The following is a 19,606-nucleotide window of genomic DNA, read 5'->3' as shown; positions in this document are numbered from 1 at the left end:
GTCTACCGCTTTAGCCTATGGGCTTTTTCGATGCTGGTTAAATCCACTTGGCGGTGCGCTCGTTGGCCGTGTAGAGACACTTTAGCGCTCGCATTGCCAGCGGCGGCGGTGCCACTGAGCAGCCTCGGTTGGTGTTGCCCTTTCTGTTCTTTAGGCGAGACGATCCCCACTTGCATATGTTCGGGTAGGGGGGGGGTGTCGGTTGCACCAGAGCGTGCTTGCACGATGGCCAGTGAATCAAAATGATCAATCATGGCGTTAATTTGCTTGGTGTAAGTCACAGGCTCGGCAATGGGTAAGTCGTCCAGCCAGGCTTGGCGAAACGCAAACGATTGCTGCCGCTCTTGCTCCGGTAGGTTTGGGTCTACCGCCTTCGCGTGCATTGATTCATTGAGAATATTGTTGGGCACGCGGGCGGGCCAAAACGTCGGCACATAAGGGTCGTATTGCGGCTCGTAACCATCGCGGCAGCTGGCGGTATCGCAGTGCCAGGGGATTGCCATCCAACGGGTGATGCCACCGGCGACTTGTCCACCCTGTAAAGGGCCTTTGGGTAGGTTGATGACGTCTGAGTTCATCAGCGGCCCGTAATAGTGACCGTTGGTGGGCATCGTATTGTCGGCGTGCTTTAACCTAAAAGCTTCTTCGTACATTTGCGGTGTGCGCATCGGCCAGGTCATCTCGCAGCCCGGGTGGAAGGCATCCGCGAGACAAAATTCCATAGCCGCTTGGGTGAGCATGTCCGGTTGCTGCGCTACGGGTAATTGATTAAGGCAGCGCACGGGGTCGGTGTCTGGTCGGTAGTCAGCGTCAAAGTCGCCCTCTACCCACTGCTCTAAAAACGCCAGCTGCAAATCGGATAAAGTCGCGTGTTGGCGCGGCGAGCCAGAGGCAGGAACACTCATGGCGTCGCCATACACCCAGGGCCACAGTTGCGGCGCCTGGCTGCCAGATACATCGTAGCGTCTAAAGTTGTTGGACAGCGTGCGACGCAGCTCGTGGTTGGCCGATGAAGGATCGCTTAAACGCGCCAGCCATTCGGGGGCGGTGTAATTAAACGGCCCTTCCCAGCCAAAGCCCGCGGCAAAGCCTGCGTTGACCCACTGTAAATCGGTCATACGCTGAAAGATTGGTAAAATATCGTGCGTAAAAGATGGCCGCGCCGGGCGATTCAGTTGACCGCATTTAATGGCAACATCACGCATTAAGTCCCACATGGTACGCACGGATTTTTGCAGTGGCGCAAAGTCGGGTGGGGCGCTAATGGCCCAGGCGGGTAGCACTCGTAACGCATTATTCTGATAGGTTACTGTGGCGGTAATTGGGCCATCGGCGATGTCGTCGTGCCAGCCTTCGTTGTTGGCAAAGGTAACCGCGATATCACCGTTAATGTTCTCCGCTTTGCCGTGACCGCCGAGCATGACCAAACGGCCTTTAGCGTCGGTACGCATCTCACCGAGGTACACTTCTTTGCCTAAAAACTCTCCGCGAAATCCGTAGCGTTTTGAGTCGCTTAAATCGCAGCCGCTGATACGTCGCTCGCCACCGTCAATAAGCAGTTGCTTACGATCGGCCACATTGTTGTTGCGCAACAGCGATGGCGGGGCGTCGACCGCCTCTGGGATATCCAATGCTAACTGAAACTCATACCACGACGACTTTTGGTTGGCTAAATGGGCGCACCATTCAATGTCGGCGTTTTCCGCGGTTAGTTCTTTAACGGCTTTGCCTGCGGCGTTGAATCCGTAGATTCTAAAGCGCGCCGCCTGGCGTTTGATGGCGCCGGTGCTATCGCGGTAGGCGTGTGGGTCGGTTTGGGGGGCAGGGTCTTTTACCTCGGGGCCGATAAAGAACTCGCTTTCGGCATTGCCGACGCGCATCACCCCAATGGGCGGGTAAATGGCGGCGTAAACAATGCAGTCGCTGTCATCGCCCTCGGTATCGCTAAAGGTGGGGTTTATAGCGTTAGGTTCACCTAGTTGCTGTCCATTAGCTTGATGACGCGCCTCAGCGCTGGCTTGATATACCACTTTACGGGCGGCGGCAATACTGCCAAGAGGCTCGTGCTCGGGCAGGGTGCGCCAGATGTTAAACGCGAGGTTCTCGCCAAACGCTTCTTGACCAATGGCGCATATGTCTTGTTGCGGGAACTGCAGCGTGGCAATACAGATATAAGGGCTTTCATCGGTGCTCCACACCGCGCGGGCGTCATCCAGGGGCATGGTATCACTGGTGCGCAGCTGGATTTCAAAGCGAAATCGGGCCGCGCCGTTGCGCAAACGCGATTGTAAATCGAGCCCTAAATAGTTGGTATCGTCAAACGGTGCACCTGGCTCCGTGCCGTCGGGTACCAAACGGTATTTAACAATCTGAGTGTCCCCCAGCTTAAAGGGCAAAATCGCCCAGTAGCTGGCCGTCAGGCAACTGGCTTCAATTTTCTCCATTGCCTGTAGTACGTCGGCAAGCTCTGGGTGTTTTTCTATATATTCCGGGTAATTGTGATCTACTACCCCGGCGGTGGTGAAAGCGCACATCTGTTTTTCATCGGTGGCAAAGAAACGGTCGATATTCTGAAAAATGAAATCGGCCGTTGGTCCTTCACCCATCAGTTTTTCGCCCTCCACACCAAATAATTTTAAGCCCACGCCCATGGTGGTGTGCAGGTCCGGGTCGGTTGGGCCAGTATCGCTTGAGAAGCGCGCGGCGCACTCGTAGCGCTCGCCGGCGAATATGCCTTGTTTAAACGCCGGGTCTATATCTGGGTTGATCACCAACTCGCCATAGGCAATACCGTGCTGTTTGCGAAACACGGCCCGGCGAGCAGGCTTGGCACCGCTGGCGATTCGGTGTTTTTGCCCCATGTCGACAAACATCTGTTTTAAACGTGCGGTGGGGTCGGTTTGGCAGTCCCAGCAGGGTACTGAGTTGGCGCTGGGTTGGTCTGAATCAAATGTACTCATAGTGTCATCCTTGTGCTCTTTCGTAGCGCAGAGTCAATCTTTGGGTTTTGTCGCCCGTTTATGATGGGTATAGCCTAGTGTCCAATGGCGCACAATCACACGCAATTACAAGCAATTACGAGTCTTCAACCGGAACAGCTTGTAATCGGCACTATGAGTCTAGTCGCGTGATTCTGGCGTTCGCGCTATTACGGTAGCCCCTGTAGTTGGTGTTCTCGTTGTTCATCACTATGCCTCTTGCTGATGACCAAAAAATGAAGGGTGGTATTGCTATTTTGCAATAAGAGGGAAGCGGCTAATGAGCAATCGAAATTTTGTTTTCTGAGGTAGGAAAGAGGCGTTGGTTTTTCTTGGTGAGCAAGTAGCGATAATTTCTGCATCGTTTGATATATAAAAATATAGAGGGCTAAGGCATTAGTATGTGTTTTCGTTTTTCTCTGTTTTTTTGCTTCGTTGTTTTTCACGAGATAATAATTTTTTTAATGGTCGGGAATAAGATCTAATTAAATAAAATTAAAAATAAATTTTAATTTTTTAGTTATCGTTAACGTTTTTTATTTATTTTTTTAAATGATTTATGTGCCGTGAGCGCCTATTTTTTGTGAGGTTCGTCTCGAAGGTGGGCGCATTAATTCGTTTTATCATTTCTTTACGTCGATATACTCGTTGCTCTGTCTGAAATCTTTCTTGTTGGCGGATTTCAGGCATTACGTTTTTTGTTGCGCACTCGCGATAGATAAATATTTTTTGGCAAATGCCCTGTCAATTTAATATTGCTGTTGTTCATCGTTTTTGAGAGCCGCTAAAAAACGTCGAAAATAACAGATAATAGATGAGGATACGCCATGTCGTTTTTAAGAGTAAAAAAGCTCGGGTGGGCCTGTGCGCTCTCTGTGGGCTTACTGTCTTCTGCTACCGCGCTCGCCCAATCCGCTAATTGTGAATACGTTATTACCAACGATTGGGGCGGCGGTGCCACAGCATTAATTGAAATCACAAATACCGGCTCTAGCGCTATTAATGGTTGGAATGTTACCTGGAGCTACAACAGTGATCAGTTAGGTAATAGCTGGAATGCGAACATCACAGGCTCGAACCCATACTCTGCCAGTAACCTAAGTTGGAATGGCGCTATTGCCCCGGGGCAAACCGTGGCCTTTGGGCTGCAGGTTAACAGCAATGGTGGCGCCGAGACGCCGCTAGTAAGTGGTGATGTGTGCGGTGGGGTCAGTAGCTCTAGCTCCTCTTCCGTTGCAAACTCTAGCAGCTCGTCAAGCTCCAGCGTTGCGTCAAGCTCTAGTGTTTCTTCTACCAGTTCTAGCTCTTCAAGCTCTGTACCAAGTGGTTTGACAGCCGTCGAGCTGACCGACGAGATGGGCGTGGGTTGGAACCTGGGTAATACCCTGGATGCCATCGGCGGTGAGACGGCGTGGGGTAATCCGTTAACCACTCAAACGCTTATTGATGCGGTTAAAGCCGCGGGTTTCGATACGATTCGGGTGCCTGTTGCGTGGAGTAAATTTTCTGATGCGCAAAACTTTGTCATAGAAAGCAGTTGGATGAACCGCGTAGAAGAGGTAGTTAATTACGCGTTAGATGCCGATATGTATGTGATTATGAATATACATTGGGACGAAGGCTGGATGCAGCCAACCTACGCCGAGCAAGAATATGTTAATGATCGTTTAGCCACGATGTGGACGCAAATCGCCAATCACTTCGAAAGCTACGATGATCGTCTATTGTTTGCCGGAACTAACGAGGTAATGGTTGATGGTGATTACGGCACTCCCACTGAAGAGTACTACACCGTTCAAAATAGCTTTAACCAAACCTTTGTCGACACAGTGCGTGCGACGGGTGGCGGTAATGCTGATCGTTACCTAGTGGTGCAAGCGTTTAATACCAATATTGATCACGGTGTTAATTTCGCCGATATCCCCACTGATACTGTCTCTGATCGGTTATTGATGGAGGTGCACTACTACGACCCTTACAACTTTACCTTAAATCAAAACAGCAATATCACCCAGTGGGGCGCTATCGCCACCGACCCGAATGTGACGGAAACATGGGCGAACGAGTCTTATGTGGATGCACAGTTTCAGCGTATGAAAAGCAACTTTGTTGATCAGGGTGTGGGTGTAATTCTGGGTGAGTACGGTGTTATTTCGCGGCCTAACGTTCAGGGCCACGAGGTGTATCGCAATTACTGGAACGAGTACATCACCGAGTCTGCGGTAGAGCACGACATGGTTCCGGTTTACTGGGATAACGGCTACGCCGGTGACGGTGGCTTTGCACTGTTTGATCGCTATAACGGCAGTGAGCTTGAGCCGGCATTGATTGATGCCATTACCGCGGCGGACGATTGATCAAGATATAGGTTGTGGCCCGATAACACGGGTCACAACATCGAATAGAAAATGTTATTCGTCATAACAGCGGTTTCAGTGTTTATTTTTATCGTTGTTTGACAGCGCTGCCAGTTGTTTTTGCGACCTGTGATGTCGCGTGGCAGCGCCCAAATTATTGCCGGCAATAAGGGTTTATCTGACGCTTAGTACTGGATAGGCGACTTCATCGGAGTGGAGTGCGGCAGTAGAAGCCCCGGCTTGTAAATGGCTAGGGCAACATTGAAAGTGCCATTAATACTAAAGCAAACGTTTAATTGGCAAATTTCTAATACTAAGGAGAGCAATGTAATGATCACTACAAAAAAACGCTGTGGCTCGGCAGTTATGCTGGGTTTAGCGATTGCAGCGATTTCTCAAGGTGCTACTGCCCAAAGCGCCAGCTGCAGCTATACCGTTAGCAACGATTGGGGGTCGGGATTTACCGGCGCCATTAACATTACTAACAACGGTAATGCCCCGATCAATGGCTGGGAAGTGAATTGGCAGTACGACAACAACGCACTGACCAATACCTGGAATGCCAACATGAGTGGCAGCAACCCCTACAGCGCCTCTAACTTAAGCTGGAACAGTACGATTCAGCCCGGCCAGACGGTCACTTTTGGTTTTCAAGGCAACACCAATGGCGGCTCGGCGGAAACTCCGGTGGTAACGGGTGATGTGTGCGGTGAGGTGAGCTCGTCCTCTAGCTCATCCAGCAGCTCGTCTAGCTCCAGTGAGTCAAGCAGCTCGTCTAGCAGTTCTTCGTCAAGCTCATCGTCTAGCTCCTCGTCCAGCACGCCCTCGGGCGACGGTACTTTCCGTGTCGATGAGACAGGTAACATTACTAAAAACGGCGATGTGTTCCCGGTGAAATGTTCCGCTTGGTTCGGGCTTGAAGGTCAGCACGAGCCACCAGATGCTGAGAACAACCCAGATGGTGCGCCTATGGAGTTGTACGTTGGCAATATGTGGTGGGTAGATTCTGGTCGCGATATTCAGCAAACCATGGATGAAATTACCGCCCAGGGTATTAACACGATTCGCCTACCAATTGCGCCGCAAACACTTGATCCAACCGACCCACAAGGTATCGGCGATATCCGTCAGGGCGGGGTGCTAAAAAATGCTGCATCGGTACGTCAAGATAACGCTCGTCAAGCGTTAGAAGATTTTATTGTGCAAGCTGACCAAAACGACATCGAAGTTATTATCGATATTCACTCGTGCTCCAACTATGTGGGTTGGCGTGCAGGTCGTTTAGATTCCACTCCTCCTTACGCCGATCGCGATCGTGAAAACTATGAGTTCACCCGCGAAGGCTACTCTTGTGGTGTAGTGGACGACAACGGCGTTGTCGTGCACGAATACAACGAGCAGCTATGGCTGGACGATTTGCGCGATATTGCCGGTCTGTCGGCTCAGTTAGGTGTCGATAACATTATGGCGATCGACATCTTTAACGAACCGTGGGATTACACCTGGGATGAGTGGAGCACCTTGGCCGAGAACGCCTACTCTGCCATTAATGAAGTCAACCAAGATGTGTTGGTGATGGTTGAAGGTATCTCATCGTCCACTAAAGACGGTACCGAAGTACCCCATGGCTCGGAAGAGACCAACCCCAACTGGGGCGAAAACCTCTATCCGTTCCAGAATGATCCGCTTAATATTCCTAAAGAGCGCTTGATTCTGTCGCCACATACTTATGGCCCGTCAGTCTTTGTCCAGAAACAATTTATGGACCCGGCGCAGCCCGAGTGTGAAGGTATGGAAGGCGATGAGGCAGGTGATGCCGATTGTAATATCGTGATCGATCCCGCGCGTCTGGAGCCAGGTTGGGACGAGCACTTTGGTTATTTGCGTGAGCAAGGTTACGCGATGATCGTGGGTGAGTTCGGTGGCCATCTGGATTGGCCCGAAGGTGCGCCAATTCGCGATCAAAACCGCTGGGGTCATATCCAACCGGGTGTGGATGAGCAGTGGCAAGGCGCTGTGGTAGATTACATGGCTGAGAACAACATTCAGGCGTGTTATTGGTCCACCAACCCAGAGTCGGGCGACACCGGCGGCTTGTATAACCACGTCTACGATCCCGTATCCAATACTGCCGCATGGGGCACATGGGACGGCTTTAATCAGCGCAAATGGAACTTGCTGGATGAGCTGTGGGGTGATAACTAAGCTGGCGAACAGTTAAACCAGTGTCGTTACACTAATATGCCGGGCCTTAGGGCCCGGCATTTTTTTGCCTTTAGATTGTGTCTTGGGCGACTGCCTGTTGGCTGGTTTATGTTGGTGCGCACGCACATCCCATTGCACCACCAGCAGGGCACCGAAGTCGTAGATGTTGCGTGATTGTCGTGCAAACGCACGCTGGCCCGCAACTTGCTCATCTCTTCGTTATCCATAACCCAATAGGAGCCTGAGATGAACAAACAAAGCATGACCGACACTATTGTAAGCGCCAAAGCTGCACGCGGCCTCACCTGGGAGGCAATAGCAAAAGATATAGACGTTTCACCCGTGTGGTTGGCATCCGCCTGCTTGGGTATGAATAGCGCGCCGGCCGCTATCGCCAAAAAGGTTACCGATCACCTATCGCTGGATGACGACGTGACCGCTGCGCTTGTGGCGTTTCCGACAAAAGTCTGGGACCAAGCCGTACCCACCGACCCACTGATTTACCGTTTGTATGAAGTGGTGGGAGTTTACGGCGATACGCTCAAAGAGGTTATTCAAGAGAAGTTCGGCGATGGAATTATGAGTGCGATCGATTTCTCAATGGAGGTTGATAAAATCGAAGACCCTAAAGGCGACCGGGTTTTACTCACATTAAATGGTAAGTTCTTGCCTTATAAAACTTGGTAATACTTTATTGTTTGATCTTGTTTTAAGCGCACCATAAATGGTGCGCCTGCTCCACCACCAAAGCGTGCCGCTTGGCCAGCGCTTTGCGGTCGTCATCGTAGCCGCCACCGATTACTGTGGCCACCGGAATATTATTTGCTCTGCACATGGTTAACACCAATCGCTCGCGCTCGCGAATACCTGACTCGCTCACCTGTAATAATCCCAAAGGGTCTTGGCTAAAAATATCCACGCCGGCATCGTATATAACTAAATCTGGCTGTTCGCTTTTTACTAGCTGAGCCAGGGTGTTGGAGACTACCTCAAGGTACTCGTCGTCCGCGGTGTTAGGCGCAAGGCCAATATCGTAATCGCTGCGTGCTTTGCGCGCCGGAAAGTTTTTCTCGCAGTGAATCGAGCAGGTCACAGCCCGCGGCTCGTGGGCAAGTATTGCGGCCGTACCATCGCCTTGATGCACATCACAATCAAAAATTAACAGTTTGTTAACTTTTCTCTGCGCTAACAGCGTGTTTGCAGTAACCGCCAAATCGTTAATAATGCAAAAGCCCGAGGCAAAGTCGTAGTGGGCGTGATGAGTACCACCGGCTAAGTGGCAGGCAATGCCGTTGCTTAATGCCAAGTGTGCGGTTAGCAGTGTGCCGTTGGGCGAAATAAGAGTGCGTTTTTTTAACCCCTCGCTCCAGGGCAAACCCATGCGGCGAACTTCTTGCTTCGACTGACTATTTTGGCTAAAACGCTCGATATAATCGGGGCAATGGGCGTTGTGCAGTACCGCCGCACTTGCGCTGCCCGGCCTAAAGGTATTGTTGGCCGTGAGTATACCTTGCTCGGTTAAGCACTCATTAAGTAAACCAAACTTTTCCATCGGAAACCGGTGCCGCCCCGGAAACGGAAATGAGTAGGCGGGGTGGGTGACAAGGGGTATGGACATTCGCTTACAATGGCTCTCAGGTTTTTTCGATTATAGCAGAGGTTACAATGAACAACGCTAAACGAGCCGTCGCACTGATTAACGCGGGTGATTGGGATGGCGCCCACAATCTTGTGCAAGATGGCAACGATAAAATATCGTGCCTGTTGCACGCTTATCTGCATCGCGATGAGGGCGATTTGGGCAATGCCGGTTATTGGTATCGGCGCGCCGGCGAGTCGTTCCCCGATAACACGCTTACGGAAGAGCTAGTCCGCCTCTCGCTTTTGGCCGATCAAGCGTAAGGTTTATACTCAATGGCGCTGATGTAATACACCTGCTCGGTTTCGGCGCCGTGTACCATAATTTCATCGTCCACTTGTTTTTTTAACATGGCCTGCGCCAGTGGTGAGTCCATACTAATTTTACCGGCGCTTACATCAAATTCATCGGGTCCGACTATCTGGTAGCAGCGTTCTTTGCCGTTGTCGTCTTCGAGTGTCACCCAGGCGCCAAACAGCACACGGCTCTGGTCGTCGGGCAAGCGGTCGACAATGGTGAGTGACTCTAACCGCTTGGTTAAAAAGCGCACCCGCGAGTCGATCTCCCGCAGGCGTTTTTTGCCGTAAATGTAATCGCCATTCTCCGAGCGGTCGCCGTTTTTAGCCGCCTCATGGACAACTTCGGTCACCTTAGGGCGCTCAACTTTCCACAGCTCGCGAAGCTCGTCTTTTAAGGCACGGGCGCCTGCTGCGGTAATATACGCCGAGCTTTTGGGGCGCGGTGGTCGCCAGCGTCCCACCTTTAAGCCTCTAGGCCGAGCACACGGCGGTAAAACGCCAGCTCTTTGTTAATGGCTGTTTGAATGCTGTCGGCGGCGCGAAACCCATGACCTTCGTTGGTAAAGGTGACGTACTCGTTGGCGATGCCTTTGCTGTTAAGTGCGGCGACCATAGCCTCGGCTTGCGCTGGCGGCACGACTTTGTCTTGTAAACCCTGTAAAAAAATCACCGGACAATTTAACTGCGCAATATGCTCAAGGGGCGATCGGTCCAGGTAGGTTTGTTTGGCCTCGGGGTAGGGGCCCACCAGAGTATCAAGGTAGCGCGATTCAAACTTGTGCGTGTCTTCGGCCAGAGCGGTTAAATCGCCAATGCCGTATAGGCTTGCGCCTGCACTAAAAATATCGCTAAAGGTAAGCGCGGCGAGCACCGTGTAACCCCCAGCGCTGGAGCCACGAATAATCAACTGCTCGGGGTGTGCCAGTTGTTGTTTGACTAAATATTCGGCGCCGGCGACCACATCTTGCACGTCGCTTACGCCCCAGTTGTTTTTTAGGCTATCGCGATACTCGCGGCCGTAGCCGGTGCTGCCGCGATAATTAACATCCAGCACGGCAAACCCACGAGATGTCCAAAACTGCAGTTTGTAATTTAACGCGCTGCTGGTGGCGCCCGTTGGCCCGCCATGGCACATTACAATTAACGGCGGCAAATCCCCAGCGGGGGCTTGATGGGTGGTATTGCACGGCGGGTAGTAAAAGCCGTGGCAGGTGTCGCCGTTGCCGGTGGGGTAGCTAACCGGCTGCGGGGTGGCTAAATCTTTTGGCTCGACGATATCCGCTTGCGAGCGGCGTACAATGGCTAATGGCGGCGCGGCACAGTGGCCGATCGACTGGGCTAATAAGTGATGCAATGCCGGCGCACGGGTCGAGTTAGCGCCGATAAACATTAGGTGGTCGGCGCTGGTGGCGATGTCGCTGATGTGCGTCATGGGGCTTTTAAGGGCACTAAAACGATAACCCTTTTGGGTTTTCTTGGGAGTAATCAGCCCCAGTTGCCACTGGCCGTTTTGGCTGAAGGTACATAGGATTTTATCGTCGCCGCAAAAACCGTACGTGGACATGCCAAACACCCATTGCGGCGTGGCAAATTCGGCATCCATCTCCAGTACACAAACTGCGCCGCGATCACTATGGCGGTACAAGTTCCACCAGTTGCTGCGGTCGCTGACAAAAAACAACTCGTCTGACGGACTCCAGCTGGGCTGAAATACCGACTCGTTATCGCCACCTGCAACCTTGCGCTGGTTTTTAAACTCCCCGCTATCGCTTATCTCGGCGAGCGTTAGCACAGTGCCATCCCAAGGCATATTGGGGTGGTCCCAGCTTAACCAGCAGAGTTTGTCGGCGCGGTTATTAAGGCGCGGGTTGCTGTAAAAATCGGCGCCTGTGACCAACACCTCAACGGCTAAGTTACCGCTTAAGTCGATGGCGACTATCTCGTTGGCCGGCTCGCCCGCGCCTGTGTGATCTTCGCGCACGGCGATAAGGCGCTTGCGGCTGACATCTAAACAAAAGTCGGCATAGCAAAAATCGCCCTTGGGCGTTAGGGGGGCGGGGGTAAGAGAGTGCCCCTGCTTGAGTGGTATCTGGTAAACCCGTTGGTCGTGATCAAATACGGCGTATATTGCCTCTGCGGTTGCCAAATACGCACCGCCGCCGTATTCATTGGTGCGGGTGCGCACGCTGATGCTGGCATCTAATAGTTCGCGCGGCTCGCGCCCCAGTTGTTGGCGCATCAACACATTGCGGCCGCCCTCGTCGGGGCGCGACTCTAGCCAGTAGGCAATGTCCTCGTGCAGTTGCGGCTCCGCTAAACGCACGGCGTTGGCGGTGAGGGCGCTGGCATCAATGGGTGAATCCCAGCTGCCGTACTGGGCGGTGGTGCTGACCTTGGTTTTACTCATAATGCTCATTTGTGTGATTGTCTTTTGGGGCTCAAACACTAGCGATTGTGGCGCCTAGGTGCAAGAGACGTTTTGTTACGGTCGCTTTTGCGTTTTAATGGGCAGCCAACGAGGACCCGCTATGACCCTAACTATTAACCCAGCCAGACTCGATAACCTGCAGCCAGATGCAGGCGCGTGCGGCTGGGTGGGATTTAGTGGTGGGCTCGACTCGACTGTTTTGCTGCACTGGCTACGACAAGCGCGCCCCGCTTGGCCCTTAAAAGCGGTGCACGTTAATCACGGTTTGTCGCCCAATGCAGACCAGTGGCAGCAACAATGCGAGCAATTTTGTCGTGAGCTAGGTGTCGAGCTGCACGTGGTTAAGGTGGCGCTGGATACGGCGGCAGGCAATCTCGAGGCACTGGCTCGCGACGCCCGTTACGAAGCGTTTACCCAAGTGCTTAACGAGGGAGATGTGTTGTTGCTGGCTCAGCACCAGGATGACCAAGCGGAGACCGTGCTTTACCGTTTGTTGCGCGGCGCGGGCGCGCGGGGCTTGGCGGCAATGGCAACCGAGCGACCGCTAGGCGCGGCACGCTTGTATCGCCCCTTGTTAGAGGTGAGCCGGGCCGAGCTTGAGGCCTACGCTAAGGAGCACGCGTTAAGTTGGGTAGACGATGAATCGAATACCGACGTACGGTTTGATCGCAACTATTTACGCCACCGCGTCATGCCTGCTTTGCGTGAGCGCTGGCCCGCCGCGGCACGCTCACTGGCTGACTCTGCCGAGCTAAACCGCAGCAACGATACCTTGTTAAGCGAGTACGCCGCTGCCGATTTACAAGCTCTGGCCGAGCAAACTGTCGCTATGGGATTTTGCCTTCCTGTGGCCGCGCTTGGGGCTATGTCTGCGCCGCGCCGCCATAACTTACTGCGCTATTGGCTGGAGCTACGGTTTAACCAGCTGCCGACTCGTAAAGCACTGGCCGAGATCGACAGCCAGCTAGTGCAAAGCGAAGGTCATGGCGCCGAGGTGATTGCGGGGCCGGTAAGCCTGCAGCGCTTTAATCAAAAGTTGTACGCCTTGCACCTGCCATTGCAGTGGCAGCCGGAGCAAAGCCAACCGGCCATTGAGTGGGGCGATACGGCTCAGCCACTCATGCTGCCCGGCGGCGATGCCCTGACTTTAACGCCAGTAACGGGTGCGGGTATCGCCCTTAAATGGCTAAGCGCCGGCTTGCAAGTACAGTGGCGCGTAGGAGGCGAGCGCTGCCAGCCAGCGGGCAGGGTACACTCGCAATCGCTTAAAAAACTACTGCAAGAGTACCAAATACCCACGTGGCTGCGCCCCCGTGTGCCGCTGCTGTACATCAATGGTGAATTGGCAGCCGTCGCCGATTACTGGGTTTGCCAGCGCTTTGCTGCCACAGATGGAGAGCCGGGACGGGAATGTTGTTGGCAGTGGTCAGCCGAAAAGCTATAAAGTCTTCTGCTTTTACAGTCCATCTAGCTTATGCCGAGTTTAGCGACGAAGTGCCGCTTTGAAATCCCCTGCAGCCAGCCGAGTGTAGGTCTATTTTAGGGGGGCCGTATCGACAGACAGTCCTTTGCCTGACGATACTTGCGTGAGCGTCCTGCTCACTTACCCCCTAAGTAGGCCTGAGCGAGGGGTGAGATCTAGCGCTTACAAAGTGCTGCTTTGTGCGTAATCGAACGCCAGTAAGCGGTGCTTACTGGCCGGACGCTTAGCGACGTAGGGCTGAGATGCCGGGATGGCCTTTGACGTGAATAAATTCACTAATGCAGCGAGCGCAGGATGCGCGCGAGCTGCCTTTGGGGTACTTTGATTTGGCCAAACACAGAAAAGTGCCTCGCCACGCCCGGCGACACGAGCATATAAAATAAGCCCGCCTTTGGCGGCACAAAATGTCATGTGTCACACATATTGGCGACGCTTGTGTACACGCAGCTCGGGTTGCCCTCTCTGCCGCTTCGCGGCATTCACCTTGTCCTATTTGCTTAGCTCCTAAAACAAGCCTCCGTTCGGCTGGTTGCAGGGGATTTCCAAGCGGCACTTCGTAGCCGGTTGGTGCCGCTCTTTACGGTGCAATTTTGTAAAGCGCTTTAAGCGTCTATTTTAACGCTTAGTAATTGAGCTTAAGCGCGCTTTCTGGTACTCTGGCGCCCCATCTCTAGGGCGGTTCTATACGGTTTTACTTGGCTCCTCGCAGCCGGTTTCGTACAGTTTTGGTCCCGCTTGCCGGCTTTGTGCTGGTTAACCGCATACTGATCAACCTCTACAAGGCTTTACATGACGCGATATATATTCGTTACCGGTGGTGTTGTTTCCTCGCTGGGCAAAGGCATTGCCTCGGCCTCTTTGGCGGCTATTTTGGAATCGCGCGGGCTGGCGGTCACCATCATGAAGCTCGACCCCTACATCAACGTGGACCCGGGCACCATGAGCCCATTCCAGCACGGCGAGGTGTTTGTCACCGAAGATGGTGCCGAGACGGATCTGGATTTAGGCCACTACGAGCGGTTTATTCGCAACCGCATGACCCGCCGCAATAACTTTACCACCGGCCGCGTGTACGAGACGGTGCTGCGCAAAGAGCGCCGTGGCGATTACTTGGGTGGCACCGTGCAGGTGATTCCGCACATTACCGACGAAATCAAGCGCCGTATCTTAGAGGGCGGCCGCGATGTGGACGTTGCGCTGGTCGAGATCGGCGGCACCGTGGGTGACATCGAGTCACAACCGTTTTTGGAGGCCGTGCGTCAGCTTAAAGTCGAGCTGGGCCCGCAGCACTCCATGCTGGTACACCTAACGCTGGTGCCTTACATTGCCACCGCTGGCGAAACCAAAACCAAGCCTACCCAACACTCGGTAAAAGAGTTGCGCTCCATTGGCTTGCAGCCCGAGGTATTGTTGTGCCGCTCTGAGGTGTCCATTGACGACGACTCGCGCCGCAAAATTGCCCTGTTTACCAACGTCGCCGAAAAGGCCGTGGTACCGGTGCCCGATGCCAACACCATCTACTCTATTCCGCGCCTGCTGAACGAGTTTGGCCTGGATCAAATCGTCGTCGATCAATTTGGCTTAAGCTGCGGCCCGGCCGATTTGTCCGAGTGGGATGCGGTCGTCGATGGCAAGCTTAACCCCGAGCACGAAATTACCGTGGCTATGGTGGGTAAGTACATGGAGCTGCTGGACGCCTATAAGTCGCTTAACGAAGCCTTGAGTCACGCCGGCATTCACACCCGCACCCGCGTAAAAATTGATTACATCGATGCCGAGCGCATTGAGCAGGAAGGCGTCGAGATCTTAAAAAGTGCCGATGCTATTTTGGTGCCCGGCGGCTTTGGCAACCGTGGCGTCGAAGGCAAGTTGGCCGCTGTGCGTTACGCCCGTGAAAACAAAGTGCCGTATCTGGGCATTTGCCTGGGTATGCAGTCGGTAGTCATCGAGTTTGCCCGCAACGTGGTGGGCCTTAAAGACGCCAACAGCACGGAGTTTGACCGCAACTGTAAAGACCCGGTGATCGGCTTGATTACCGAGTGGACCGACGAGAGCGGCCGCGTAGAAAAACGCGACGAGCAATCGGACTTAGGCGGCACCATGCGCCTGGGCGCACAAGAGTGTCGTTTGGTGAAAGACTCTAAAGCCCGCGAGATTTACGGCCACGATGTGATTGTCGAGCGTCACCGTCACCGCTATGAAGTCAACAACAACTACGTTGATATGCTGCAGCAAGCGGGCTTGCGCATTGGTGGCTGGTCGTCGGATGACACCTTGGTCGAGGTGGTCGAAATTGCCGATCACCCGTGGTTTGTCGCCTGTCAATTCCACCCCGAGTTTACCTCGACCCCACGGGACGGCCACCCGCTGTTTACCAGCTTTGTTGCGGCTACGCTTAAAGCCAAAGGCTAAAACACGATCATCCCGCACGCTTAGCGCGTTGCGGGATTTTACTTTAAGGAATCTCTGTGACTGATAAAACTGTTCGTATTGGCGGTACTGATGCCGGAAGTGTCAGTGTCGGCAACAACTTACCGTTTGTGTTGTTTGGCGGCATGAATGTGCTCGAATCGCGCGATTTAGCGCTGCGCACCGCCGAGGCCTATGTTGAAGCGACACAAAAGCTTGGTATTCCCTACGTCTTTAAAGCCTCGTTCGATAAGGCCAACCGCTCATCCATCCACTCGTTTCGTGGGCCGGGCATGGACGAGGGCTTAAAAATCTTTCAAGAGATCAAAAGCACCTTTAGCGTGCCGGTCATTACCGACGTGCACGAGATTTATCAGTGCCAGCCCGTGAGTGAAGTGGCCGATGTTATTCAGTTGCCGGCGTTTTTAGCGCGCCAAACGGATTTAGTGCAGGCCATGGCTGAAACCGGCAGCGTCATCAATATTAAAAAGCCGCAGTTTTTAAGCCCAGGCCAGATGAAAAACATCTGCGAGAAGTTTCGCGAGTGTGGCAACGACAACCTGATTCTGTGTGATCGCGGCAGCAACTTCGGCTACGATAACCTCGTGGTCGATATGCTTGGCTTTAGCACCATGAAAGAGGCCTCGGGCGGTGCGCCGGTGATTTTTGATGTGACCCACTCACTGCAGTGCCGCGACCCGTTTGGCGCCGCCTCCGGTGGTCGCCGTCAGCAAGTGGCCGAGTTGGGCCGCGCTGGCATGGCGCTGGGTTTAGCCGGTTTGTTTTTAGAGGCTCACCCCGACCCGGACAACGCCAAGTGCGATGGCCCCAGTGCCTTACCACTGGATAAACTAGAGCCATTTTTAGCGCAGATGCAAAGCATCGATGCGCTGGTAAAAGCCATGGCGCCGCTGGAAATTAAATAGCGGCAGCAAAACCCGATTTTGTAACATCAGCACCACGTTAACCCGTTAACCTAATTTGTATAGTTAACCGACATTACTGAAACGACAATTGGAGCCAATCCCCAATGAGCAAGATAGTAGACATTAAAGCCTTTGAAGTGCTGGACAGCCGCGGTAACCCAACCGTTAGCGCTGAAGTGATTCTTGAGTCTGGCGCCGTAGGCGCGGCCTGTGCACCATCGGGTGCCTCAACTGGCTCGCGTGAAGCACTGGAACTGCGCGATGGCGACAAGTCTCGCTACTTGGGTAAAGGCGTATTAAAAGCCGTTGCCAACATCAACGACACCATCAAGCCTTTGCTGGTGGGAATGGATGCGACCGATCAGCGCGCGCTGGATAACGCCATGCTCGAAGCCGACGGCACCGAAAACAAATCTAAGCTGGGCGCCAACGCCATTTTGGCCGTATCTTTGGCCGCTGCTAAAGCTGCTGCCATTGCTAAAGGTGTGCCTTTGTACGCGCACATTGCCGACATTAACGGTACCTCTGGCAAATACACCATGCCAGTACCGATGATGAACATTGTTAACGGTGGTGAGCACGCCGATAACAACGTCGATATTCAGGAGTTTATGGTTCAGCCTGTAGGCGCAAAAACCTTCGCCGAAGCGCTGCAAGTAGGTGCTGAAATTTTCCACGCACTGAAGAAAGTACTGAACGAAAAAGGCCTGAACACCGCCGTTGGTGACGAGGGTGGCTTTGCTCCTAACCTGCCATCTAACGAAGAAGCCTTGGCTGTTATCGGCACCGCCGTCGCCAATGCCGGTTACAAGCTGGGTGAAGATGTGACTCTGGCACTGGATTGCGCCGCCTCTGAGTTTTACAAAGATGGCGAGTACAACCTGTCTGGCGAAGGCAAAACCTTTAACGCCGAAGGTTTCAGTGACTACCTGGCTGAGCTGACCAACAAGTATCCCATCATCTCTATCGAAGATGGCCTGGACGAGAGCGATTGGGAAGGTTGGGCGTACCAAACCAAAATCCTGGGCGATAAAATCCAGCTGGTGGGCGATGACTTGTTCGTAACCAACACCAAGATCCTAAAAGAAGGCATCGATAAGAAAATCGCCAACTCAATCCTGATCAAGTTCAACCAAATCGGCTCACTGTCTGAAACCTTGGACGCGATCAAAATGGCGCAAGACGCCGGCTACACCGCCGTTATCTCGCACCGTTCAGGTGAAACCGAAGACACCACCATTGCCGATTTGGCGGTTGCCACCTCAGCCGGCCAAATTAAAACCGGTTCACTGTGCCGCTCAGACCGCGTATCTAAGTACAACCGTCTGCTGCGCATCGAAGCCGAGTTGAATGGCAGCGCGCCTTATAAAGGTCGTGCGGAATTTAAAGCCTAAGCTAGTTATAGCGAACGTTGCTTTAAATTTTTGCTAAGGCACACGTTTTAATCGTGTGCTTTTAGAAAGCCCTGCACTGAGAAATCAGTGCGGGGCTTTTTGGTTTTTGGGGTTGTCTTTATGGTTGGGGTACACGGGCAGGCCACGGGCTGGGGCCGCACCTTTTCATCGTTATTCCGGGCTTGACCCGGAATCTAGAGGCTTTTGTGCCTACGGAGCAGTGTGGGTGCCAAACGATAGCATTGGTTGCTTATCCACCTTGTGTGCCCTCAGTCGCCGGGCGGGCGAATTACTTCTTGTTATGCGACAAGAAGTAATCAAGAAACGCACCCCGGCACCTCAGCCCTTCGGGTCCCCTCGCTCCGGCCGATTTTAGCGGGCCGCATCGACACGCCTTCCGTGGCGTGGCGATACTTGCGCAAACGTCCTGCTTGCTTACCCACTAAAATAGGCCTCCGCTCGGCTGGCTGCAGGGGCCCCAAAAGCGGTGCTTCGTAGTTGGCGAACGCGCTAGTTGCATGTTTACTTACAGCGTCATACCGGCCTTGAGCCGGTATCCAGCGAGCGAAGTGCTATGGTGGCTTGCTTGATCTGGTTGTATCGTGTTATTTGGCTGGGCTGCCGCTAAAGCGGGCTTTTTTATATGCCCGTGTCACCGGGCGCGGCAAGGGGCGCGCGGTAGCTGGCTGTGAGCCTGAGTATTGGTATCGGATAATTAACGCGGCACCCAGTATTCAAGGGAAACCCTTGAGCGCTAGGTATGGAATTGCGGTGTAAGAATAATATTTTCTAAATAATTCAATAGGTTAGTAGAGCTTGCGCGGTAAGATAAAAAAGATTAAATTAAACCTTCAATAAACATTAGTCGCACTTTCCCCAGACAAGGAGCTGTCAAAACATGCCTATTTCCCCTGTACTTCCAACAGACTCCATCTCCAACTTCATCCAGTTTCTACTGGGGATAGGGTGACAGGTGAAAGTGCGACTGAGTCGCATGAATTAGCTGTTAAGTGCAACCAATTATGAGCATTAGTTTTAAATCATATATTTCTTGGGCACTATTTAGCCCTTTTATATTGGCGGCTACATTTTGGATATGGCCAACTGATAGCATATTTATGGTTTTACCTTTTGCAATTGCAATAGCGGGGATTCCCTATTGCATTTTTTGCGCAGCATTTATTTTATGGTCTAGGAAGCGTCATGAAGGAACTGTTAAGAAAGCCACATGGTTATTGCCGGTAATATTTGCTCCTATAGCAGGTATTGGGGCACTTATCGTGTCTGGTGATTCCATTTTTTCAAAAGGCAGTTTAGCCACAATGGCTGCGCTGGGTGTTTACACAATCACAATAGGCTATTTTTATGTTATCTCCTGCTGGTTAGTGTATTTCCTGCTGAATAAGGTTTTAACGGTTTTCAAGTATGGCGCTTAATCGGGTAGCCGGAGGTGTCTAGCCTCCAGCCCCCACAACACCCTGCATGCGG

At 52.9% G+C, this 19,606-nt stretch carries 14 protein-coding genes; 9 read left to right on the top strand and 5 right to left on the bottom strand.

The window, feature by feature from the left end; genetic code table 11:
• Positions 1–2 precede the first annotated feature (2 nt).
• Both AACY82_RS12420 and AACY82_RS12415 read right to left on the bottom strand, forming a co-directional pair.
• Complete coding sequence (locus AACY82_RS12420; RefSeq protein ID WP_339617146.1) at positions 3–2,960, bottom strand: LodA/GoxA family CTQ-dependent oxidase; 2,958 nt, start codon at positions 2,958–2,960, stop codon at positions 3–5.
• Positions 2,961–3,148: 188 nt separating this feature from the next.
• A complete protein-coding gene (locus AACY82_RS12415; RefSeq protein ID WP_339617145.1) occupies positions 3,149–3,424 on the bottom strand; it encodes a hypothetical protein in 276 nt (91 codons plus the stop codon).
• 381 nt (positions 3,425–3,805) lie between these two features.
• Here AACY82_RS12415 and AACY82_RS12410 point away from each other — a divergent pair, with 381 nt between their 5' ends.
• From AACY82_RS12410 to cynS, 3 genes are all read left to right on the top strand, one after another.
• Positions 3,806–5,335, top strand: coding sequence for a cellulase family glycosylhydrolase (locus AACY82_RS12410; RefSeq protein ID WP_339617144.1), 1,530 nt, complete (start codon positions 3,806–3,808; stop codon positions 5,333–5,335).
• A gap of 330 nt (positions 5,336–5,665) precedes the next feature.
• Positions 5,666–7,540, top strand: a complete 1,875-nt coding sequence (locus AACY82_RS12405) for a cellulase family glycosylhydrolase (RefSeq protein WP_339617143.1) — start codon at positions 5,666–5,668, stop codon at positions 7,538–7,540.
• 246 nt (positions 7,541–7,786) lie between these two features.
• Complete coding sequence (gene cynS, locus AACY82_RS12400; RefSeq protein ID WP_339617142.1) at positions 7,787–8,227, top strand: cyanase; 441 nt, start codon at positions 7,787–7,789, stop codon at positions 8,225–8,227.
• Between the two features lie 22 nt (positions 8,228–8,249).
• On the opposite strand, the gene AACY82_RS12395 is transcribed toward cynS, so the two are convergent.
• Entirely contained in the window at positions 8,250–9,158 is a 909-nt protein-coding gene (locus tag AACY82_RS12395) for a histone deacetylase (RefSeq protein ID WP_339617141.1), read from the bottom strand.
• A gap of 47 nt (positions 9,159–9,205) precedes the next feature.
• On the opposite strand from AACY82_RS12395, the gene AACY82_RS12390 reads away from it, so the two are divergent.
• On the top strand, positions 9,206–9,442 hold the full coding sequence (locus tag AACY82_RS12390) for a hypothetical protein (RefSeq protein ID WP_339617140.1): 237 nt from the start codon (positions 9,206–9,208) through the stop codon (positions 9,440–9,442).
• On the opposite strand, the gene greB is transcribed toward AACY82_RS12390, so the two are convergent.
• Both greB and AACY82_RS12380 read right to left on the bottom strand, forming a co-directional pair.
• On the bottom strand, positions 9,433–9,939 hold the full coding sequence (gene greB / locus AACY82_RS12385; protein ID WP_339617139.1) for a transcription elongation factor GreB: 507 nt from the start codon (positions 9,937–9,939) through the stop codon (positions 9,433–9,435). The genes AACY82_RS12390 and greB overlap by 10 nt on opposite strands.
• A 2-nt stretch (positions 9,940–9,941) precedes the next feature.
• Positions 9,942–11,885, bottom strand: coding sequence for a S9 family peptidase (locus AACY82_RS12380; protein WP_339617138.1), 1,944 nt, complete (start codon positions 11,883–11,885; stop codon positions 9,942–9,944).
• Between the two features lie 121 nt (positions 11,886–12,006).
• Here AACY82_RS12380 and tilS point away from each other — a divergent pair, with 121 nt between their 5' ends.
• The 5 genes from tilS to AACY82_RS12355 all read left to right on the top strand — a co-directional run bounded on the left by tilS (position 12,007) and on the right by AACY82_RS12355 (position 19,554).
• Positions 12,007–13,350: a tRNA lysidine(34) synthetase TilS gene (tilS, locus tag AACY82_RS12375; RefSeq protein ID WP_339617137.1), complete on the top strand. Its 1,344-nt coding sequence runs from the start codon at positions 12,007–12,009 to the stop codon at positions 13,348–13,350.
• Between the two features lie 828 nt (positions 13,351–14,178).
• Positions 14,179–15,801, top strand: a complete 1,623-nt coding sequence (locus AACY82_RS12370; RefSeq protein ID WP_041522728.1) for a CTP synthase — start codon at positions 14,179–14,181, stop codon at positions 15,799–15,801.
• A gap of 56 nt (positions 15,802–15,857) precedes the next feature.
• On the top strand, positions 15,858–16,724 hold the full coding sequence (gene kdsA / locus AACY82_RS12365; protein WP_339617136.1) for a 3-deoxy-8-phosphooctulonate synthase: 867 nt from the start codon (positions 15,858–15,860) through the stop codon (positions 16,722–16,724).
• 104 nt (positions 16,725–16,828) lie between these two features.
• The gene (eno, locus tag AACY82_RS12360; RefSeq protein ID WP_041522730.1) at positions 16,829–18,118 is read left to right on the top strand and encodes a phosphopyruvate hydratase; all 1,290 of its coding nucleotides are present in this window, start codon (positions 16,829–16,831) and stop codon (positions 18,116–18,118) included.
• A gap of 1,022 nt (positions 18,119–19,140) precedes the next feature.
• Positions 19,141–19,554 carry a hypothetical protein gene (locus AACY82_RS12355; protein WP_339617135.1) on the top strand — a complete coding sequence of 138 codons (414 nt, stop codon included), beginning with the start codon at positions 19,141–19,143 and terminating at the stop codon, positions 19,552–19,554.
• The last annotated feature ends 52 nt before the right edge of the window (positions 19,555–19,606 follow it).

The sequence above is a fragment of the uncultured Gilvimarinus sp. genome (assembly GCF_963972205.1).
Lineage (GTDB): Bacteria > Pseudomonadota > Gammaproteobacteria > Pseudomonadales > Cellvibrionaceae > Gilvimarinus > Gilvimarinus japonicus.
The sequence above is the reverse complement of the archived record's forward strand: the minus strand, read 5'-3'. Positions and strand labels throughout refer to the sequence as shown.